Here is a 19,175-nt window from a genome sequence, read left to right as displayed (position 1 = left end):
AAAAACGGTCAAAATTATACGCAGGCATTAGTCTAATCATGTTTCCGGAATGGGCCCGCATGGAATCGATCGAAAAAATTTTACGCCCCCCGCATCGAATCGAACCGCTTCATTGTCTAATATAATAGAGACTATACGAGGAGGAATACGAATGGAACAGCATACGGAAGCGGATCTTCAAAGTTTGGAACAAGAAGCGTGGAATTTAAAAAAGAGATTTCTAGAGACGGTTGCGCCTTATCGGTCGGATCTGTGGAGGTATTGCCGCAAATTAACCGGTTCGCCATGGGATGCGGAAGATTTGGTTCAAGAAACGCTGCTCAAAGCGTTGGCCTCGTTAGGTCAGATTTGGCAGCCGGTATTTCCGAAGAGCTATCTGTTTCGCATCGCGACAAATACGTGGATCAATCAGTGCCGCAGAGACAACCGATTCGAGTTGTCATCCTATGATGAAGAATGGGATGATTCCAATCGCTCCGGACATATATCGGATTTTGAAATTTACGAATCGATCGAGTTATTGGTACATAGATTGTCCCCCAAACAAGCCGCGGCTATTTTATTGGCGGAGGTGTTTCATTTTACCGCTAAGGAAACGGCGGATATGCTTGCAACGACGGAAGGAGCGATGAAATCCTTGCTGCACCGGGCAAGAAAAAACTTGCGATCCATGCAAACAAACGATGAAAAGAACAGGGAAAGCCGAAGCGTCTTGGAAAGAGAATATCCGATGCCGGACCGGAAAGTAATCGATTCGATTATCGACGCGTTCCATAAGCGCGATCCGGAAGCGATGGCCGCACTATTCAGCGAATACGCCTATAACGATATCGTTCACGTCGGACAGGAATTCGGCAGGGAAACGATCAAGAAATACTCCGTCCGCGATACGTTTTTGCATTGGTCCGGAGCATTAAAGGCTTTCTTTCGGATGCTATGGGATCGCCCGGTTGTGATCGTCTTGATCGATACGAACCAAGGGTGGCAGTTAAAGAGCGTAATTTATTTGGAAACGCTAGACTGCTCTATCGTTTATAAAAAGGAATATTATTTCTGCGAAGATTTATTGCTGGAAGCGGCCAAAGAATTGGATGTTAAGCTTCACGAGAGAGGCTGGTGAAGAAATTTCGTCAACAGGATCGCCATGTACCGTTTTTATTTTATATAAACATATGTTTATAATGAAATGAAAGGGATGGTGACCTCGATGGAAAAAAACAAGGAGCAACAAATTTTGCACTATATCAGGCTGAATCCGTACATATCGCAGCAGGAGCTGGCCGATAAAGTCGGTTTGTCCCGTCCGGCGATCGCAGGATACATTTCCAATCTGACGAAAAAAGGTGTCATCAAGGGGCGCGCATATATTTTGCATGAAGATGCGATCATTACATGCATCGGCACATCCAACTTCGACCGCAAAGCCTACAGCAGGCAAAAAATTATAACCGGTACGGCCAATCCGGTGCATTTCAGCGAATCATGCGGAGGCGTGGCGCGGAATGTCGCCGAAAACTTGGCGCGGCTCGGACTTCATGCGACGCTCGTGTCCTGTGTCGGCAACGATAAGGAAGGAACGCTTCTATTGGAGGAGACGCGGCGGGCCGGCGTCGATGTCAGCCAGGTGAGCGTCATGCCGGACGAGCGGACGGGCACTTATACGACATTGCTGGACGCGACGGGAGAAATGTTCATCGCCATGGCCAATTACGATATTTTGGATCGGTTGACGAGCGCCGTGCTGGCCGAACGCTGGTCGCTGATCGCATCCTCCCAAGCCGTCTTCCTCGATTCCAACGTATCCGCGGAATGCCTGACTTACGTTATTGAACGTTGCCGGGACGAGAATATTCCGCTCTATGTGGACCCGGTCTCGTTGCCGGATGCGCAGAAGCTTCCGGAGAGGCTGGATGGCGTTCATTGCATATTCCCGAATCGCCGCGAAGCCGGATTGCTTGCCGGCATGAACGTCGAAACGGCGGACGACTGCCGCGCCGCCGCACGCATCATCAAAGAAAAAGGCGCCCGCAATGTGATCATTACGATGGGCGCCGAAGGGTTGTTCTATTCGTCCGAAGAAGAAGAGCGGACATTGCCGTCCATGTCGACCGAGATCGTGGACGTGACGGGCGCGGGCGACGCTTTCTCCGCCGGTTATTTATTCGGAATCGTCCGGGGCGAAACGATGCAGCAAGCGTGCCGACTAGGCCTTGCGGCTTCCTCGATCGCCCTGCAAAGCGACCAATCCGTGTCGCCTAAGCTGCATTCCGATTTGCTTGATGCTATCGTTTCGCAGGCCGGCCCCAAATAAGCGGCGCCCCTCCCGAATCCGATCGGGAAGGGCGCTTCCTATTCTATTACGCGAATTGCTCCTGCAGTAAAGAGAGCACTTCCTCTTGGCCGGCGCATTGCAAGGCGGATGCGGCCATTTGCTCGCAAGTCCCGCTATCCAGCGAAGCCGCCTTTTCTCTAATGCCGAGTATAGAAGAAGCCGACATGCTGATCGAATCGACTCCCAGGCCGATCAGAAGCGGAAGAGCGGACGCTTCGCTGCCCCATTCGCCGCATAGGGAAACGGTAATGCCATGGCGATGTGCTTGCTCCGCAATATAGGCGATCTGGCGCAGAACGGCCGGATGATACGGTTGGTAAAGATGCGATACCGATTCGTTCATGCGGTCGCAAGCCATCGTATATTGCACCAGATCGTTCGTGCCGATACTGACAAAGTCCACCATCGCGCCGAGTTGGTCCATCAGCAGGGCGGCAGCCGGCGTTTCCGCCATGATGCCGACTTTCATATGCAGGTCGTAAGGGATTCCTTCTCGGTCAAGCTCCTCTCTCGCCTGCTGCAAAAGCTGCCGCGTTTGCCGGATTTCTTCGGCCGCGCAGACCATCGGCAGCATAAGCCGCACTTGCCCGTAATGGCTCGCGCGCATAATGGCCCGCAGCTGCGCTAGGAACAACTGTGGCTGGTCCAGACAAAGCCGTATCGCTCGATAGCCGAGAAACGGATTCAGTTCTTTCGGCACTTGGAGATAAGGCAAATCTTTATCGCCGCCGATATCCAAGGTGCGGATCGTGACCGGCTTTCCGGCCATCGTCTCCGCGGCTTTGGCATAGGCGGCAAATTGCTCCTCTTCCGACGGCAAATCGTCGCGATGCATAAAGATAAATTCCGAGCGGAACAGGCCGATCCCTTCGGCTCCTTGCCGCAACGCCGCCGCCGCTTCGTCCGGATGGCCGATATTGGCCTGCAGAACGATGCTCTTGCCGTCGGCCGTAACCGTCGGCTTATCCTTCCAGCGGGCTAACCGGCTGCCGGCTTCCTCCAACGCGCGCCGTTTCTCCTCGTATTCGCTCAGCAATTCCGGGGCGGGATCGATATGAACGATTCCGGCGCTGCCGTCCACGATGAGCGTCTGTCCCGATTGAATCCGATCCCGCAGTTCGCCGGCGCCTACGACGGCGGGAATGCCGAGCGTTCGGGCAAGGATCGACGAATGGGACGTTCGCCCCCCCGTCTCCGTCACCCATGCCAGCACCGTGTCCGGATTCGCTCCGACGGTGAGCGAAGGCGGCAAGTCGCGCGCCACCCATATGACGGGGCCGTTCGTTCGCTCGACGCCATCGCTATCGCCGCCTTGCAGCTCCGTCAACAGCCGATTGCCGAGATCGCGCACATCGCTCGCCCTTTCCCGCATATATGCATTGTCCATTGACTCGAACATGCCGATCAATTCGTCCACTTTCCTCTTCGCCGCATCGGCTGCGGACGCGCTTTCTTCGTCGATGATGCGCAGCATGCCCTCAATCCAGGAGCGATCCTTCGTCATTAGAATTTGGCCTTTAATCATTTTGGCGGTGTCGTCGCCAAGCTTGGCCTGCGCCTGAGCATAGATCGTTTCCAATTGCTGCCGCACCTGCTCGAACGCTTGCAATAGCCTCGCTCTTTCTTGTTCCGGCTCTCCCGCCGCGATGGCAGGCGCCGCCTCATCGTCTTCCCAGTATGAGCGGGGAAGTACCCAAGCCGTACCGATCGCAACGCCTTCCGCCGCCGCAATGCCGCGAATCGTATTCATGCGTCCTCCTCCATTTCGCCGAGAACCCGCTCCAAAGCGGCCAATGCCTCTTCCTCATCCGGTCCTTCCGCTTCAATCACGATCTCCTCGCCGCATGCGATTGCCAGCGAAATGACGCCGACCATACTTTTGGCATCAACCGAAATACCGTCTTTCACGAGTGAAATCTTGCTGGCAAAAGCGGAGGCACAATCGACGAATTCCGTTGCCGGACGCATATGCAACCCGTTCGCGTTTCGGATCGTAGTTCGTTTCTCCACCATGTTTCTCCCCACCTTTATTTCTCAATATCGTCATTCACATTATTGTTTCAGTTCCGCGCCTTTGTTCCGGCCGTTGCGAACGATGCCCCATACAATGAGCGCAACGATAACGGCAGGAACGACAATCGGCAGCAAATGAAGCGAATGGAGCAGCTTCACGCCCGATAGCACGATCAGCGCGTCGGACACGAGCAGAGCGATCCCCGTTACGCCATACGCCTCCAAACCGTACATCGGGAAGAATAACGCTACCGGAATCGTTAACACCAGGCCGTATATCAAACCGGAAATCATCGCTCCCCGTCTGCCGCCCCACGTATTGCCGAAGATGCCGGCAATCCCGCCGGTGAAAAATCCGCCGATGATGGAAGGAAGCGGGACGATTGCGCCGAAAGATTGGGAGACGAGCATTCCGATCACCATGCCGACGATGCTGCTCAAGAAGCCGATAATCAGCGCATTCGGCGCAAACGCGAATACGACGGGACAATCCAGCGCTGGCGTCGCCCCCGGCACGAGCTTCTGCGCCACCCCGCGGAATGCGGGTACGATTTCTCCCAGGAACATCCGCACTCCCTGCAGCAAAATAAGCACGCCGGCCGTAAAGCCAAGCCCTTGAACGATCGCAAACACGATCCAATTCTGGTCATTGCTGATCGACTTCATAAATTCAGGACCGGCCATCAATACGGAGATAAGATAAATGAGCACCATAACGCAAGAAATCGAGACCGCCGTGTCCTTGAAAAATTCCAAGCTTTTCGGCATTTTCATCTGTTCCGTGCTCTTCTGCGGATTGCCGGCGAGCTTGCCGATGCCCGCGGACAATACGACGCCGGCCGTTGTAAAATGCCCGTAGCCGATATCGCCGGAGCCCGTCAATTTGCGCATGATCGGCTGGGCGAGCGCCGGAAAGAGCACGCAGGCCAAGCCTTGAATCATCGATCCCCATAGCACCGCCTCAACCGTCTGATATCCTAAATCGTAGAAAGCCCACGCCAATGCGCCCGACATAATCCACAACATATGCCCCGTAAGAAAGATATATTTGAAAGGAGAGAAGCGGGCAAGTATAATATTGATAACAAAACCGAAAGCCAAAATCAGCGAACCGTTGCGGGCAATCTCGGGCACCTTCTCGGACAGCGCCCCGACGACGGCTTCATCGAACGGAACGACGCCGGTCAACTGAAACCCTTGGGTAAAAATCGTGGCGAACGGTTCCAAATATTGAACGATAACTCCCGACCCTGCCGACAAGATCAATACGCCAAGTATGGTCTTCAGGGTTCCTTTCGTGACGTCTGCGGCATTTTTGCGCTGGATTAGAAGACCGACCAAAGCGACTAATCCGAGCATGACTGCAGGCGTCGTTATTAATTCAATCAGGAAATCGAGCATCGCGCTTGTTCCCCCTTCTTAGGTTATCGGTTTAAAAAAGCAATGACTTTCTCCTTGATCTCCGCCTTGTCCGTCATATTTTCCAGGAAAATGACCGGCGCTCCGACGTCCGGGAAACTGTTCTCCATATCCTTGGAAGTAACGAACAAATCCGCATCGAGACCTTTTACCGACCCCATATCCATCGCTTGCGTGTCGGCCTGCTTGCCCAACTCCTTCAAAATATCGTCAATGCTCATCTTGACCATCAAACTCGTGCCGAACCCCATGCCGCATACGGTTACAATTTTCATCGTCTTCCACGCTCCTATTTGGAATTTTACAATTCATAACCTAACGATACAGCCGAACGAACTTCTCTTCCCGATTACAAACATTTGATGCGGTCTTTATAGCGCCGTATATACTCCGCGTTGATCGCATCGCCCTTGTCCAGATTGGAACTGACCCAGATCGGCGGCTGCACGCCGCGGCCGCATAATTCATCCACGGTCTGAACGATGAGCGATTGCAGCAAGGTGAAGCCAAGAATCGACGAAGTCGGGCCGAACTTGGCCGGCATATCCTCCCGCTCCATAATCGCGTCGCCGCTTACTCCGCAATTGTCCAGCACGACGTCGGCCACATCGATCAATTTTTTCCCGGAAGGATGGCGGCTTGTCACATCATTCGTAAACTGCAGCGACGTCAATGCGATAACATGCATGCCGCGTTTCTTGGCTTCCATCGCCATCTCCACCGGCACGGCATTCCGACCGGAAGTCGAGGCGATCAGCAACACGTCTCCCGGGGCGATCCGTTCATGCTCCAGCACGATTTCCGCATATCCTTCGATTCGTTCAAACCAGGTGCTCTTCGGCGCTTCGGGCCGTAAAGACAAAGCCGGCTCCAGAATAGCGTTTACGGGCACCAACCCTCCCGCGCGATAAAATACTTCCTCCGCATACATTTGCGAATGTCCGCATCCGAACACATGCAGAACGCCGTCTTGCTGAACGGCATCCGCCACCAGCTTTGCCCCTTGACGGACCGACTCCAATTGCGTATCTTTCGCGGTCTGCATCAATTCCATAATTCGATCGATATAAGTCACTGCCAACATGTTGATCTAATCCCCTTTCGTATGAATCCATGATGATTGCATTCGAACGTCAGTCATGCAACAAAGCGAGCGCTTCATTCGTTGACGACGCCTTCATGAGAGCGGATAGCCGCTCCTCGTCGTTAAATAGCGACATTAAACGGGATAAAGCTTGCAAATGCGATTGCGGATCCGTCGTTCCGAAAGCGAAGACCAACCGGACCGGATCTCTGCTCGGATGCCCGAACGCCACGCCGTCGGGAACGATCTGCAGGCTCATGCCCACTTCGTTGACCCCGTCTTGCGGCCTTGCATGCAACAAAGCGACGCCGGGCGCTACGACCATATAAGGCCCGTGCTTGCGCAACCCGTTCATCATCGCGTGGGTATATTCCGCCTCCACGGCGCCGGTACTTTCCATCAGCTCTCCCGCCTTCATTACCGCATCTTCCCAAGAAGTACAATCGGGACGGCAAACTACGGTTTGTTCCGTTAATAAATCGGCCAGCATTTTTCCTTGATCGCTCCTTTTCCAAAATTGTGTCATCGTTTTTTCGCTATGGGCAAAATAGGATGCGATTGTCCTGCTCACCTCCTTCGCAAACTGGGGATGATGCATTCCCAAGCGGGCCGCCGCCGCAACGACTTCCCCCGTCAGCCTTTCTCTCAAGCCGGCGAACGAGGCGCTCCCGTCGGCCAGCCAAGCGCGAATCGCCAGAACGTCTTTCGAATCGAGAAACGGGCTGCATTCAATGACCGCCGCTCCGTCGAGCTGAAACGGCACCGTTGCAAGAAATAAATCGGTTTGCCCGTCAAGCCATTCCCGTACGGCAAAGACGGAACAGGTCGCTCGAACGTGAATTTCCGGAAATTCCTGCATTAACCGGACTTCCAGCATTTGCGAAGTGCCCATTCCGGTCCCGCAAACGATGACGGCCCGCACGCTTCCGGAGGAAACGCTTCCTTTTTTGCGCTCCACCGCCGCTCCAATGTAAAGGGCAAGATGGGCCGCTTCGTAATCGGGAACGGTAATGTCGAACAATTCTTCCACCGCCTTGGTCCCGGACCGGGCCGCGTAGAAAATCCACGGGTAAGCTTGCTTGATATCCATCTCCGCCGGGGAAACGGCCAATTGCGCGATCCCGTAGCGCAGGCGCTGAATCATCGGCGCCACATGATTGGCCAGCCCCCGATACAGCTCGCGGTCCCCTTCAAAGGACAAGCCGAGAAACCGCTCCGCGATTTCGACCATATTGCGCACCGCGGTTGCCAGCATGGAAGCTTCCCCTTCCGATAGAGGCTGGAAGCCGTCCAACCATTCGATCATGCTGGATGCCGCCAAATGGACGGCCATATTCAGCACTTCTTCCTCGGGCCAAGGCAGCGCTTGAGACGGCAGCATATGAGCGAGCAGCGAGACGAGCCAAGGATGGAAATTTTGGCGGCGGATGCGTTCCTTCTGCCGATCGGACAGCGAGATTCGCCCCCCAAGCGGAATCCGGTATGCGGCGATCGCCATATGGAGCGCATAGGCGGCTAATGCTTCGTCGGTGAGACGCATGCCGTGCCGTTTCAACTCCTTGCGCAAACCGAGCAATACGCCAATCGTTCGTTCCCGCCCCGTTTCCGTTCCGCCGGGCGGTTCGCCGTCCGCTTTCAGGCAACGGTAAATTTCGTCAATGTATTTTTGCGCGGCCGGCATTTTCATCAAGGGTTCATCCGTCAGCAATTGGAATAACGCATTGCGGATCGCCCTCTCTTCCCCTACCGCCAACACGCCGAAATTGGGCCGTTTGACGAGCCGAAGCGGCGTATTCGTCCACGCCCGCTCCAAAGCGTCCAGATCGCGCAGCGCCGTCGATTTGCTGATACCCAGCATAAGCTCGAATTCTTTGACCAGAACCGCTTCATTGCGAAACAGCAATTCGAGCGCCATCAGTTTATGGCGGTCGTCGGGGTTGTAGGCGATTTGACGGCGGAAAGCCGGCGGCGAAAGCGGCGGTTCGGACGGGATTCCGCGGCCCTTCGTTTCGAGCCAAACGCCAACATTCGGTTTGCGGCACAGCCGCATCCCTTGCTTCCTGCACCACGCGTCCAATCCTTGCAGATCGTTGCGGATCGTTCGCTCGTTCACCTTGAACGAGCTGGCAAGGAAAGAAACCGTCAGCGGGCGCCGGCTTTCCTGCAATTTCTGAAGCATCAAATATTCGCGCATACTAAGCATCGCCATCTCCGTCCTTTTCTCGTGAATGCTCGTCTTCGGGAACGCTCGTTGTCTAAAGACTGCTGGGCAATGGTTCCTTGCTTACCTATATTGTAGCGGCACGAACCTTGCCGATTCAATGGAGTAAACTTGTGTTCTCTTCCGCGGCAAATGCGGCAATATGACACTATTTCACGAAAACGTTATCATCCCGGCACAAAACGGCTGCAGGCAGTCCATAAATTACCTTCGGAAACGGAAAAAAAAATCGCCGCTCCCCGGACTGGCCGTTTCGGGATCGACGATATTGGCAAACGTCTATATACTATTGATCATTGCGGACCGCACTACGGAAATTCCATCCATTTATTTTCGTTTCTCCAGATCCAGTTTGGCTTGCAAATCTTGCTGCATGGCGGCAAGCGCGTCGTTAACCGGCACGTCGTTATACGCCATATCATTCAGCGCATTCTCCATCGCCATAAAGACTTCGTTACGAAACTCCTGGGAGAAAGGTTCGCGGTCGACCACGTCCCATCCCGTGCCTCCGTTTAAAGACGGCTTCAGCAAAGTGAAGGGCTCCGCGCTCAAGCCGCCGATCGTTTCCACTCTTTCATTGCGTATCGGCAGATTAAGCATAAGACCGGATGTCAAAAAATCGGCCATTTCGGGACTGCACATATAATGGAGCAATTCCCACGCAAGACGTTTATTCTCGGAATCTTGATTGATCGCGAACAAGTCGTTGAAAAAAATAAACGGAGACGTCTCCGGACTTGCCGGATTGACCGGCATCGTGACGAGACCTACTTCGAACTTCGAATCGCCCGTCAGATGTTCGGATTGCGTAACGTATCTGATCGTCATCGCTGACTGCCCCATCGCAAAAGGCGTCTCATTCGTTGCGATAGAAAAAACCGGTTCCTCCGGAGCGTACAGTCCGTTATTTTTGATCAATTCCGCCACTTGCCCGAATGCCTGGTTCCATCCTTCCGTTTCGAACTGCATCTTCTCGCCGCGGCTGTCCAGTATGCCGATCTGTAAGGTCTGGGCGATATTCAATACCATTTCCAGCGAATTAGGAAAAAGCGAGCTTAGGCCGTATAGCGGTTGTTCTTCGGTACTGAGCGCGCCGAACCGGGATGCGAGAGCCGCGATTTCGTCCCATGTCATTTGATTGCGGGGCGGTTCGATGCCGTGCTCGGCGAACAGCCCGGCATTGTAATAAATGGCTTGCGTAGTATAGGTTGGCGAGATTGCGTAGATGCTACCGTCTCCGATTTGGCGGAAATAGTCCATGAATTGACCCGGTATGCCGCTTGTGTCGAAGTTCTCCTGTTGCATGACGGCATCCAATTGCATCAATTTGCCCTTCTCGGCCAATACGGACACTTGGCTCTTATCCAGCAATATAAGATCGGGCTTTTCCTTCTCGATCAGTTTCAACAAATGCTCGGCCGGCTCCTGTTCCGTTTCCGTATTTTCCCGCAAAGGTTTCGTATCGACAATCTCAATTTCGACGTTCGGATATTTCGACTGAAAATAATCCCCGTAAAGCAATCGAAACGTCTGTTCGTTGCCGTACATCACTTTAAGCGTTCCCGCTCCGTCCTTCGGCATCCCGGGCAACGCCGATTTCTCCCCCAGACAGCCGCTTGCCAGCAATAAAATTGCCAGCGCGCCGATCCATGCGGCTGCATACCTTCGCATCCTTCGCATTTTTTCTCCTCCAAACTGGATTTTTACGGTCAATTTGCGCTGCAAGATCGAAACCTGTACTCATAAAATTAAAACGTTTTAACTTTCAGGCCGATCGAGCCCATGTTTTTCCTGTTATCTATTTCCTTTATATATTAACATTGCATGCGTTGTCAATCACTATAATTCATTGAATTCCTAGTCCTTTCTTTCTTGTTCACCGCCTTCCTCCAAACGATGTTACTTGGAACTATTTCTTTTTAATTAAATATAAACGTTTTAATTTTAGTGATTATTGAAGCCTGGCATCAAAAAAAAGAGCCAGAACTCCCCATACGGTTGTTCTGCCCCTGACAGCGGCTATTTTCACAGACCGGCCAGCACTTGATACCATACGCCCCGCCTGGAATAAAGCGTTTCGCGTACGGCGTCCCAGCCGCCGAGATATTCGATATCGAACAAGCCCGCCGGGTGCGGATAACGGTCTTTCACTTCCGCGTATACTTCAGGCGCGACCGGACGGAATCCTTCGTCCGCGAACACGCGCTGCGCCTCCGGTTGAGACAAATACTCGATGAACGCTTCAGCCACCTCGCGCGTACCGTGACGGTCCGCGTTGACGTCGATGACCGCCGCCGGATTCTCGATCCGTATCGTATCCTTCGGCACGACAACTTCATAATCGACTCCCTTGTTGATGCGCGCCAACAGCTCGTTTTCATACGTGACGATGACATCGCCCACGCCATACTCGAACGCCGCCATCGAAGCGCGCCCGCTTTTGTCGAGCGATTCGATATTGTCATGCATTCGGCTTAGAAATCGCTTGGCATAGGCCGGATCCTGCGCCCCCCCCAATTCCTCCGACCGCTTTAGGCCCGCGCCGTATATCGCATTAATATCCCATTGCGCTCCGCCCGACGTCTTCGGATTCGGGTACAGCACCTTCACGCCCGGGCGCATCGCGTCCTCCCAATCCCGGATACCGTGCGGATTGCCCGGTCTCGTTCCCATGACGACGATCGACTCCGTGATCATGCCCCGATAAGGTCCGTTTTTCCAATCGCGGGTAATGAGACCCGCCTTCACGATTTTGTCGATGTCCCCTTCCATCGCCAGCATTGCCACATCCGCTTCGAAACCGCCGACGATCGCTCGCGCTTGCGTCCCGGAAGCCTCATACGATTCCTGGAATGTGACGCGTTGCCCCGTTTTCTCGTACCAATGCGCCGCGAATTTCGGCAATATTTCGCCCATCGCGTCCTTGACGACGCTGTAGGCGCCGATGACGAGCGTTACCCCGCCGCCGGACTTCTCCTCTCCGGACGCCGCCGCAGGCTCGGGAGATTGCGAAGGGCCGCCGCAGGCCGCGGCAATGATGCCTGCGAGGAGGAGCCATACGATAGCAAACGCTGCTGTGTGAAACGGACGATGATACCTGCCAAACATTGCGCTTCCTCTCTTCCATCTAGATATGAATCGGCATCGGGTCCTCTTTCAGCTTGTTTTCCATAATCCAACTGTCGTTATCGTTGAACAAATACGCCCGATGCACGAGCACGTATACCTCTTCTCCCGGCTGCAGCACGTCAAGCTCAAGCGAACGGTACGTGATGAGCGTATGGCTGCCGACCTCTACCTCCACCATCCACTCGCTGCCGCGAAAATGAATCTGCTTAATTCTTCCCCGTTCCGTTGCCGACAAAAGGCTGAATTCATGCCGTCTCCCGATTTCAATATATTCAGGGCGAATGAGCGCCTTCGTGTGCGGCCAAATCTTCGCTTCCTCGAAGCCTTTCAGTTCGGAGATTTGCTCCACGATCGTCGATTCGCCGATAAAGCTCGCTACGAACGGCGTCTGCGGGTTTTTATATATATCCCACGGCGTCCCCTTCTGCTCGACTTTCCCTTGATTGATGATCATTATTTCGTCCGCCACTTCAATCGCCTCGTCCTGGTCATGCGTAACGAAAATCGAAGTAATCCCGACCCGCTCGATCAAATTCCGCAGCCATACGCGTAACTCCTGCCGGATCTTGGCGTCGATCGCCGCAAACGGCTCGTCGAGCAACAGCAGCTGCGGCTCCGGCGCCAACGCCCGCGCAAACGCAACCCGCTGCCGCTGCCCGCCCGACAATTGATGCGGATACCGGTGCTCGAACCCTTTTAACCCCGTGAGCTCTACCAGTTCCGCCACCCGCGCCCGAATTTGGTCCTTCGGCATCTTTTTGATCTTCAACCCGAACGCGATATTATCGAACACCGACATATGTTTGAATAAAGCGTAGTTTTGAAAAACGAACCCGATTCCGCGTTCCTGTGGCGGCAAATCGTTCACCTTTTTCCCGTGAAACACGATCTCCCCCGAATCCGGCGTTTCGAGACCGGCCAAAATACGCAAAATGGATGTTTTCCCGCCTCCGCTCGGACCGAGCAGGCCGATCAGATGGCCCTTTTCGATTGAGAAACTGACGTCGCGCACCGCCTGGAACTGCCCGAACGTTTTGTTTAAATGGCTCACTTCAATATGCATTTCAATGCACTCCTTTTCTTTTTTTCGTCCATTCCATAATGAGCAGCAAGCCGATCGAAAAAGCGGCAAGCACGAAAGCGACGCCGTTCGCCGCGGTCACATTGAAATTTTCCACATCTTGATAGACGAGCGTTGTCGCCGTTTGCGTTTTATTCATAATGTTGCCGGATACGACAAGCACCGCGCCGAACTCTCCCAACGAACGGGCTACCGTCAATACGACGCCGTAAATGACGCCCCAACGGATCGAAGGCCAAGTTACTTTCCAAAACGTCGTCCACCCGTACGCGCCCAGCGTCGAGGCCGCCTCTTCCTGGCCCGAGCCGATTTCCTGCAGTACGGGCATCACCTCGCGCACCATCAGCGGAAACGTGACGAACAGAGTAGCGAGCACCATGCCGGGGAAGGCAAACACGATTTTCAAGCCGATCGATTCGAAGAAGGCGCCGATCACCGTATTGGGCCCCAGAAGGAGCACGATCATGAATCCACCAATAACCGGGGAGACGGCAAAAGGCAGATCGACAATACTGTTTAACAGTTGTTTGACCCTTCTTCCGATCCATGTTCCGCGGACCAGATAGACGGCAAGCATAACGCCGAACAGCGTATTCAACAGTGTAACGACGATTACGATCAACCCCGTCATCATCAAAGCATGCTGCGCCTGCGGGCGGGTCAGCGCCTCGACGAATCCGCTTAAGCCCTGCTCCCACGATCCTGTAAAAATTTTGGCAAGCGGAATGATCAGCACGACCGCGAATATGAAATAGGTGAGAAGAATAAGCGCTTTTTTCATTTGTTCAATCTCCGTGTTTGCACGAAATGAATAAGCCATAAAACGGCAAACGACAATGTCAGTAAAATGATCGATACCGCCGCAGCGCCGACCGGATTATCGCTCTCCACTTCGCCGAAAATGTATACCGACGCGATGAGCGTCTTTCCCGGAATATTGCCGGCTACGAGCACGACGGCGCCGAATTCCGCGATTGCCCGCGAAAAAGCCAACATCGCGCCGCTTAATACGCCCGGAAGCAGGGAAGGAAAAATGACCTTCAGGAAGGTTCTTCGTCTGGTAGCGCCAAGCATATAGGCGGCTTCCTCTTCCGATTTGTCGATTTCCTCCAACAGCGGCTGCACCGCGCGAATGACGAACGGAAACGTAACAAATAGCATCGCGATCACAATCGCCGGTTCGTGGAACACAATTTCAAATCCGAGACGTTCGGCCCATTGGCCGACCGGGCTGTTCGGGCCGAGCAAGAGCAGGATCATGAGCCCGCCGACAGCCGTCGGCAAGGCGAACGGAAGATCGACCAGGCTGTTCAACAGCGTTCTGCCCCAGAAGCGGTAACGGGTCAACACCCAGGCGATCATCGTTCCGATGACGATATGGATCGCGGTCGCGATAAGCGACAGTTTCAGCGTCAGCAGCACCGCCTTCCATGCCAGCGGTTCGGTCACGCTTTCTACAAACTTCCCCCATCCGGATGCGAAAGAATGGGTGTATACGCCGACAATCGGCAGTATGATCAATAGTAAAAAATAAAGCATGATGGTGCTGCGGAACCCCCAAGTCCATCCTTTATGCCGCAATATCGTATCCAACGTACTTCTCCTCCCCAAGCCTTCACTTACCCATAATTCCTATTCGATTACTTGGTATTATAACTTTACCAGAATATGACTTCTCGCGTCAATTCCTTATTTTGAGAAAACCTCTATCAAGGCTTTCTATTTTGCGGTTAAAAGGAATTTCGTTTTATCAAATTTTCTAATGCAGAATATTCATTTTGCTTATGATGTGTGAGTGCCTAATAGGGGAAGCGCGATAAGTTTTTCGAAGCAAAACGCCCGCCCCGGCATAATCGCCGGAACGGGCCTTTCACGCTTTATGAAGATTTTAAATGCGAAATGCGGAGACATCCGTGAGGCTTTGTCCTGTCGTCAACCATTCGCCTATCGTTTGGCCGATGCCGCTGCTGAACTTGAAGCCGTGTCCCGACCCTCCGCCCGCAAACCAAACGCCGGGACGGCCGGGAAGGGGGCCTAACATGAACCGTTCGCCCGGCGCGTTCTCGTACAGACAGACGCTCCCTTGCAGCAACCCGCCGGCTTCCGGCAAAAAGTCCCTCACAAAAGCGGCGAGATGTTCTTCGTCTTGCCGATAGGCGCCGAACGGCGGGATCGGCCGGCCGGGAGCGAGAATATCGCCCCCGTCATGCCTGCCGACTTTCAAACCGGAACCGTCCAGATCGGGAATGCCGTAATATTCTTCATCGCCGCCCTTGTTGACGACGAACGCCGGAAACGTTCCATCGCCGTATCGATGCGCCGGGGCCTTGAACCAGCCGATCGGTTTGCGCACAGGCTGAATCCGGCCAAGCAATTCCGGCACTACCTCCGCCGACCATGCGCCGGCCGCGACAAGTACGTTGTTCGCACAATAGGCGCCATTTTCGGTATAAACCTCATTCCCGCGCTTTCCCTGTTCGATTCGTAACGTTCGCGTATGAATTAACAATTCCGCCCCGTATTTCTGGGCCAACATCCGATATGCGCGAATAATCCGCTCGCTGAACAAAATGCCGCTATTCGGCTCGTAAAGCCCTTCCATTCGTTCCGGCACGGAGAACCCCGGCCATCTTGCCGTCAAATCGCGGGCGCTTATGTATTCATAAGGGATGCCGAACGCTTCGCAGCTTTCCCGTTTGGAGCGAAGAAAACGGGAGCCTGCCGGACCTATGCTTAGAACGCCCGTTTGGCGAAAAATTTCGCTATGTTCCGCCAGCGTTGCGCTCTCGCGAACCGCCTCGGCCAACTCGCTCCATAGCCGTCCGGAGCGAAGCGCCAAGGCAACGTAGGGCGCCCCCATCGTGTACGCCGTCCGAAAGATGCGGGTTTCCCCATGGTGGCTTCCGTTATGATGCGGCGGGTCGTGGGCGTCGATCAGCAGCACGCTCGCCCCCGATTTTGCCAAATAATATCCGGCGCTCATCCCGAAACTGCCCGCGCCTACAATAATGACGTCATAATCCGTTTTCACCTGAACTCCCCGCTTTCGCTTCCGATAATGAATTCGTCCAAATTAGACCATATCGGCTTAGATCTGTCAACGCAAACAAAATAACGCCAACCGTTGGAACGGTTGACGTCGCGCTAAAAACTGCAGGCCAAAAATTTTACGTGGGCAAGGGCTGCCGGTTTAATTTCATCGAAGGATACCTGATCTTGGATATAATAGGATATGAAACCGTGTACCGCTAAGAACAGGCTTAACGGAATATTCTGTCTCGCTTTTTCCGTAAGTTCTTTCCCGGATAGGCTTTGGCGCACAATGGCGGCAAACAATTCCAAGCATCGCGCTTGTTCCGTCCGGCAATAAGCAAGCATCTCTTCATCTCGCGTCAAGAACATAATTTCGTAATGATGCGGATTATCCAGCCCGAACCGAATAAATTCCAACATCACATATTCGAGCTTGGAAACGCCCTCTCCCGGCGCCTGGCCGCTGACGCGCTCGATTAATAAGCAAAGCTCGTTGAAATCCTCCGCAACGAGAGCATAAAATAATTCGGCCTTCTCCTTAAAATGATAATACAAGGAACCGTGGCTATACCCCAACTGCTGGCCGATACTGCGCATTGAGATAGCCCGATAACCTTTCGTAACAAACAAATGCCTAGCGACTTCTAATATTCGTTCACGCGTCAACTCCTGTTCTACCGCTCTTCTTGCCATGCCATTATTCTCCTTCGATAAAATAAACCTGATCCCCTCGCGTAATAACGCCTTGACCTTGCGTCAAATCGGTTATCCACGCCGTAAAGCGATCGGCCTCCGCCGCAACGGGCAAGCAGGTCAAGATAACTTTATCCGTAAATTGCGTTTCGCCCATGCGTATGTTGCGATTGCGCAATTCATTCTCCAGTTTCCCCAACCACGTATAGTCGATTTCGACGTAAATTTGCGTATGCAATACGTTGACGATCGCGTCGGCCGCTTCGATGGCGGCTACAGCGCCGTCCGTATAAGCGCGAATCAGCCCGCCCGCTCCCAGCAATATTCCGCCGAAATAACGGGTGACGACGATCGCCGTATTTTTTAAGTTTTGATTTTTGATGACTTCCAGTATCGGTTTGCCCGCCGTGCCGCTCGGTTCGCCATCGTCGGATTGCTTCTGGATTTCATCCCGTTCGCCGATCATATAGGCGGAACAATTATGCGTGGCGTTCCAATGCTGTTTCTTGATTTCGTCAATGAATTGGATCGCTTCTTCTTCGGTCTGTACCGGTTTGGCATAACCGATAAAGCGCGATTTTCTAATGACGATTTCCTTGTAGCCGAACTGTCTGACTGTCTTAAAGCGATCCAGCATCCGCATCAGTCCTCTGGTTTATTGCTGCAAGATGATAAATTTCCCATGTACAGCTATGATTTCAAGAAAGCAGTTCGGCCGACTCCAACCATGTGGATATGGCGAACTGCCTTTAGATTGTCACTTCATGATGAACTGCAATTATCGAGTCAAGCGGGATTCTAGTTCCGCTTTTTCTTTCTCGTATCCGGGCTTGCCAAGCAAGGCAAACATATTTTTCTTATACGCTTCGACACCCGGCTGGTCAAACGGATTGACGCCGAGCAAATACCCGCTGATGCCGCAAGCTTTTTCAAAGAAATATACGAGATAGCCGAACGTATACGGCGTCATATCCGGTATCGTTACGATGAGGTTCGGCACGCCGCCGTCCGAATGCGCCAGCATCGTTCCTTCAAACGCTTTCTTATTGACGAAATCCATCGTCTTGCCTGTTAAGAAATTGAGTCCGTCCAAATCGTCCGGATCGCTCTCGATCGTAATTTGGCTTGGCACTTCCGCAACTTGGATGACCGTTTCGAACAAATTGCGCGTACCTTCCTGGATGAATTGTCCCATGGAGTGCAAGTCGGTCGAGAAGTCGACGGAGGCCGGATAAATGCCTTTATGGTCTTTTCCTTCGCTTTCGCCGTACAGTTGTTTCCACCATTCGGATACGAAATGCAAAGCCGGTTCGTAATTGACGAGAATTTCCGTCGTTTTGCCTTTACGGTAGAGCGCATTGCGCACCGCCGCATATTGGTAGCTGGCGTTCTCCGCCAAGTTCGGATTGCTGAATTCTTTCGACGCGTCGGCCGCGCCGTTCATCATTTCCGCAATATCGATGCCCGCCACAGCGATCGGCAACAGGCCGACAGCCGTCAGAACGGAATAGCGTCCGCCTACATCGTCCGGAATAACAAACGACTCGTATCCTTCTTCTGTGGCAAGCTTCTTAAGGGCGCCTTTCTCGCGGTCCGTCGTCGCGTAGATGCGTTTGCGCGCCTCTTCTTTCCCGTATTTCTTCTCAAGCAGAGCGCGGAAAATGCGGAAAGCGATCGCCGGCTCGGTCGTCGTGCCCGATTTGGAAATGACATTGACGGAAAAATCCCGATCGCCGATCAACTGAATCAAATGATTCACGTAGGTCGAGCTGATGTTATTGCCGGCAAAGTAAACTTCCGGCGTTCTGCGCTGTTCCTTCGGCAGCATGTTATAGAAGGAATGGGACAGCATTTCGATCGCCGCACGCGCGCCCAAATACGATCCTCCGATTCCGATTACGACAAGCACTTCGGAGTCCGATTGGATTTTGCCGGCAGCTTGCTGAATTCTTGCGAATTCTTCCTTATCGTAATTCGTCGGCAGGTCGATCCATCCAAGATAATCGGATCCTGCTCCCGTCTTATTATGTAACTGTTCGTGAGCCACGCGAACCGGCTCCGTCAAATAATCGATTTCATGTTGCTGCACAAAAGACAGTGCTTTACTATAGTCGAACTGTATTTTCTTGCTCATGTTGCTGCATCCTCCTCGTCATTATGATGCTTTTCC

17 protein-coding genes are annotated in these 19,175 nt (G+C 53.3%); 2 read left to right on the top strand and 15 right to left on the bottom strand.

All coding sequences use genetic code 11. The annotated features are described in order from the left end of the window. Window positions 1-151: 151 nt before the first annotated feature. Together KQI79_RS01735 and KQI79_RS01730 are read left to right on the top strand one after the other, a co-directional pair. Window positions 152-1,120, top strand: a complete 969-nt coding sequence (locus tag KQI79_RS01735) for an RNA polymerase sigma factor (protein WP_216536488.1) — start codon at window positions 152-154, stop codon at window positions 1,118-1,120. Window positions 1,121-1,207: 87 nt separating this feature from the next. After that, window positions 1,208-2,311 carry a carbohydrate kinase gene (locus tag KQI79_RS01730; RefSeq protein WP_216536487.1) on the top strand — a complete coding sequence of 368 codons (1,104 nt, stop codon included), beginning with the start codon at window positions 1,208-1,210 and terminating at the stop codon, window positions 2,309-2,311. Window positions 2,312-2,357: 46 nt separating this feature from the next. Here the strand turns inward: KQI79_RS01730 and ptsP are convergent, their stop codons facing one another. The 15 genes from ptsP to KQI79_RS01655 all read right to left on the bottom strand — a co-directional run bounded on the left by ptsP (window position 2,358) and on the right by KQI79_RS01655 (window position 19,139). After that, complete coding sequence (ptsP, locus tag KQI79_RS01725) at window positions 2,358-4,082, bottom strand: phosphoenolpyruvate--protein phosphotransferase (protein ID WP_216536486.1); 1,725 nt, start codon at window positions 4,080-4,082, stop codon at window positions 2,358-2,360. Beyond that, window positions 4,079-4,345, bottom strand: coding sequence for an HPr family phosphocarrier protein (locus KQI79_RS01720; protein ID WP_216536485.1), 267 nt, complete (start codon window positions 4,343-4,345; stop codon window positions 4,079-4,081). Before KQI79_RS01720 ends, ptsP begins: the two co-directional genes overlap by 4 nt. A gap of 39 nt (window positions 4,346-4,384) precedes the next feature. Next, window positions 4,385-5,746, bottom strand: coding sequence for a PTS ascorbate transporter subunit IIC (locus KQI79_RS01715; protein ID WP_216536484.1), 1,362 nt, complete (start codon window positions 5,744-5,746; stop codon window positions 4,385-4,387). Window positions 5,747-5,769: 23 nt separating this feature from the next. Next, on the bottom strand, window positions 5,770-6,039 hold the full coding sequence (locus tag KQI79_RS01710; protein WP_216536483.1) for a PTS sugar transporter subunit IIB: 270 nt from the start codon (window positions 6,037-6,039) through the stop codon (window positions 5,770-5,772). Between the two features lie 74 nt (window positions 6,040-6,113). Beyond that, on the bottom strand, window positions 6,114-6,848 hold the full coding sequence (locus KQI79_RS01705) for a sugar isomerase domain-containing protein (RefSeq protein ID WP_216536482.1): 735 nt from the start codon (window positions 6,846-6,848) through the stop codon (window positions 6,114-6,116). Window positions 6,849-6,897: 49 nt separating this feature from the next. Next, on the bottom strand, window positions 6,898-9,057 hold the full coding sequence (locus KQI79_RS01700; protein ID WP_216536481.1) for a BglG family transcription antiterminator: 2,160 nt from the start codon (window positions 9,055-9,057) through the stop codon (window positions 6,898-6,900). Between the two features lie 339 nt (window positions 9,058-9,396). Continuing rightward, a complete protein-coding gene (locus KQI79_RS01695; protein WP_216536480.1) occupies window positions 9,397-10,749 on the bottom strand; it encodes an ABC transporter substrate-binding protein in 1,353 nt (450 codons plus the stop codon). A 345-nt stretch (window positions 10,750-11,094) separates the two neighbouring features. Then, a complete protein-coding gene (locus KQI79_RS01690) occupies window positions 11,095-12,177 on the bottom strand; it encodes a sulfate ABC transporter substrate-binding protein (protein WP_216536479.1) in 1,083 nt (360 codons plus the stop codon). Window positions 12,178-12,196: 19 nt separating this feature from the next. Next, entirely contained in the window at window positions 12,197-13,261 is a 1,065-nt protein-coding gene (locus KQI79_RS01685; protein ID WP_216536478.1) for a sulfate/molybdate ABC transporter ATP-binding protein, read from the bottom strand. 1 nt (window position 13,262) lies between these two features. Further along, window positions 13,263-14,060 (bottom strand): sulfate ABC transporter permease, encoded by a 798-nt coding sequence (locus KQI79_RS01680; RefSeq protein ID WP_216536477.1) that lies wholly within the window; start codon window positions 14,058-14,060, stop codon window positions 13,263-13,265. After that, window positions 14,057-14,872, bottom strand: coding sequence for a sulfate ABC transporter permease subunit CysT (gene cysT, locus KQI79_RS01675; RefSeq protein ID WP_216536476.1), 816 nt, complete (start codon window positions 14,870-14,872; stop codon window positions 14,057-14,059). The genes KQI79_RS01680 and cysT overlap by 4 nt, the downstream gene beginning before the upstream one ends. A gap of 295 nt (window positions 14,873-15,167) precedes the next feature. Then, entirely contained in the window at window positions 15,168-16,310 is a 1,143-nt protein-coding gene (solA, locus tag KQI79_RS01670; protein ID WP_216536475.1) for an N-methyl-L-tryptophan oxidase, read from the bottom strand. A 113-nt stretch (window positions 16,311-16,423) separates the two neighbouring features. After that, a complete protein-coding gene (locus KQI79_RS01665) occupies window positions 16,424-17,005 on the bottom strand; it encodes a TetR/AcrR family transcriptional regulator (protein WP_216536474.1) in 582 nt (193 codons plus the stop codon). A gap of 4 nt (window positions 17,006-17,009) precedes the next feature. After that, window positions 17,010-17,642, bottom strand: coding sequence for a YigZ family protein (locus tag KQI79_RS01660; RefSeq protein ID WP_216536473.1), 633 nt, complete (start codon window positions 17,640-17,642; stop codon window positions 17,010-17,012). 141 nt (window positions 17,643-17,783) lie between these two features. Further along, window positions 17,784-19,139, bottom strand: coding sequence for a glucose-6-phosphate isomerase (locus KQI79_RS01655; RefSeq protein WP_216536472.1), 1,356 nt, complete (start codon window positions 19,137-19,139; stop codon window positions 17,784-17,786). Window positions 19,140-19,175: the final 36 nt, after the last annotated feature.

The organism is Paenibacillus sp. MSJ-34, from assembly GCF_018918005.1.
Classification (GTDB): Bacteria; Bacillota; Bacilli; order Paenibacillales; family Paenibacillaceae; genus MSJ-34.
Note: the sequence above shows the minus strand (reverse complement) of the source record. Positions and strands in the feature narration are given on the sequence as shown.

What these genes read in the sequence shown, in the direction of transcription:
- KQI79_RS01735 (WP_216536488.1), top strand. Translation starts at nt 152, where the DNA reads ATGGAACAGCATACGGAAGCGGATCTTCAAAGTTTGGAACAAGAAGCG.
- KQI79_RS01730 (WP_216536487.1), top strand. Translation starts at nt 1,208, where the DNA reads ATGGAAAAAAACAAGGAGCAACAAATTTTGCACTATATCAGGCTGAAT.
- ptsP (WP_216536486.1), bottom strand. Translation starts at nt 4,082, where the DNA reads ATGAATACGATTCGCGGCATTGCGGCGGCGGAAGGCGTTGCGATCGGT.
- KQI79_RS01720 (WP_216536485.1), bottom strand. Translation starts at nt 4,345, where the DNA reads ATGGTGGAGAAACGAACTACGATCCGAAACGCGAACGGGTTGCATATG.
- KQI79_RS01715 (WP_216536484.1), bottom strand. Translation starts at nt 5,746, where the DNA reads ATGCTCGATTTCCTGATTGAATTAATAACGACGCCTGCAGTCATGCTC.
- KQI79_RS01710 (WP_216536483.1), bottom strand. Translation starts at nt 6,039, where the DNA reads ATGAAAATTGTAACCGTATGCGGCATGGGGTTCGGCACGAGTTTGATG.
- KQI79_RS01705 (WP_216536482.1), bottom strand. Translation starts at nt 6,848, where the DNA reads ATGTTGGCAGTGACTTATATCGATCGAATTATGGAATTGATGCAGACC.
- KQI79_RS01700 (WP_216536481.1), bottom strand. Translation starts at nt 9,057, where the DNA reads ATGGCGATGCTTAGTATGCGCGAATATTTGATGCTTCAGAAATTGCAG.
- KQI79_RS01695 (WP_216536480.1), bottom strand. Translation starts at nt 10,749, where the DNA reads ATGCGAAGGATGCGAAGGTATGCAGCCGCATGGATCGGCGCGCTGGCA.
- KQI79_RS01690 (WP_216536479.1), bottom strand. Translation starts at nt 12,177, where the DNA reads ATGTTTGGCAGGTATCATCGTCCGTTTCACACAGCAGCGTTTGCTATC.
- KQI79_RS01685 (WP_216536478.1), bottom strand. Translation starts at nt 13,261, where the DNA reads ATGCATATTGAAGTGAGCCATTTAAACAAAACGTTCGGGCAGTTCCAG.
- KQI79_RS01680 (WP_216536477.1), bottom strand. Translation starts at nt 14,060, where the DNA reads ATGAAAAAAGCGCTTATTCTTCTCACCTATTTCATATTCGCGGTCGTG.
- KQI79_RS01665 (WP_216536474.1), bottom strand. Translation starts at nt 17,005, where the DNA reads ATGGCAAGAAGAGCGGTAGAACAGGAGTTGACGCGTGAACGAATATTA.
- KQI79_RS01660 (WP_216536473.1), bottom strand. Translation starts at nt 17,642, where the DNA reads ATGCTGGATCGCTTTAAGACAGTCAGACAGTTCGGCTACAAGGAAATC.
- KQI79_RS01655 (WP_216536472.1), bottom strand. Translation starts at nt 19,139, where the DNA reads ATGAGCAAGAAAATACAGTTCGACTATAGTAAAGCACTGTCTTTTGTG.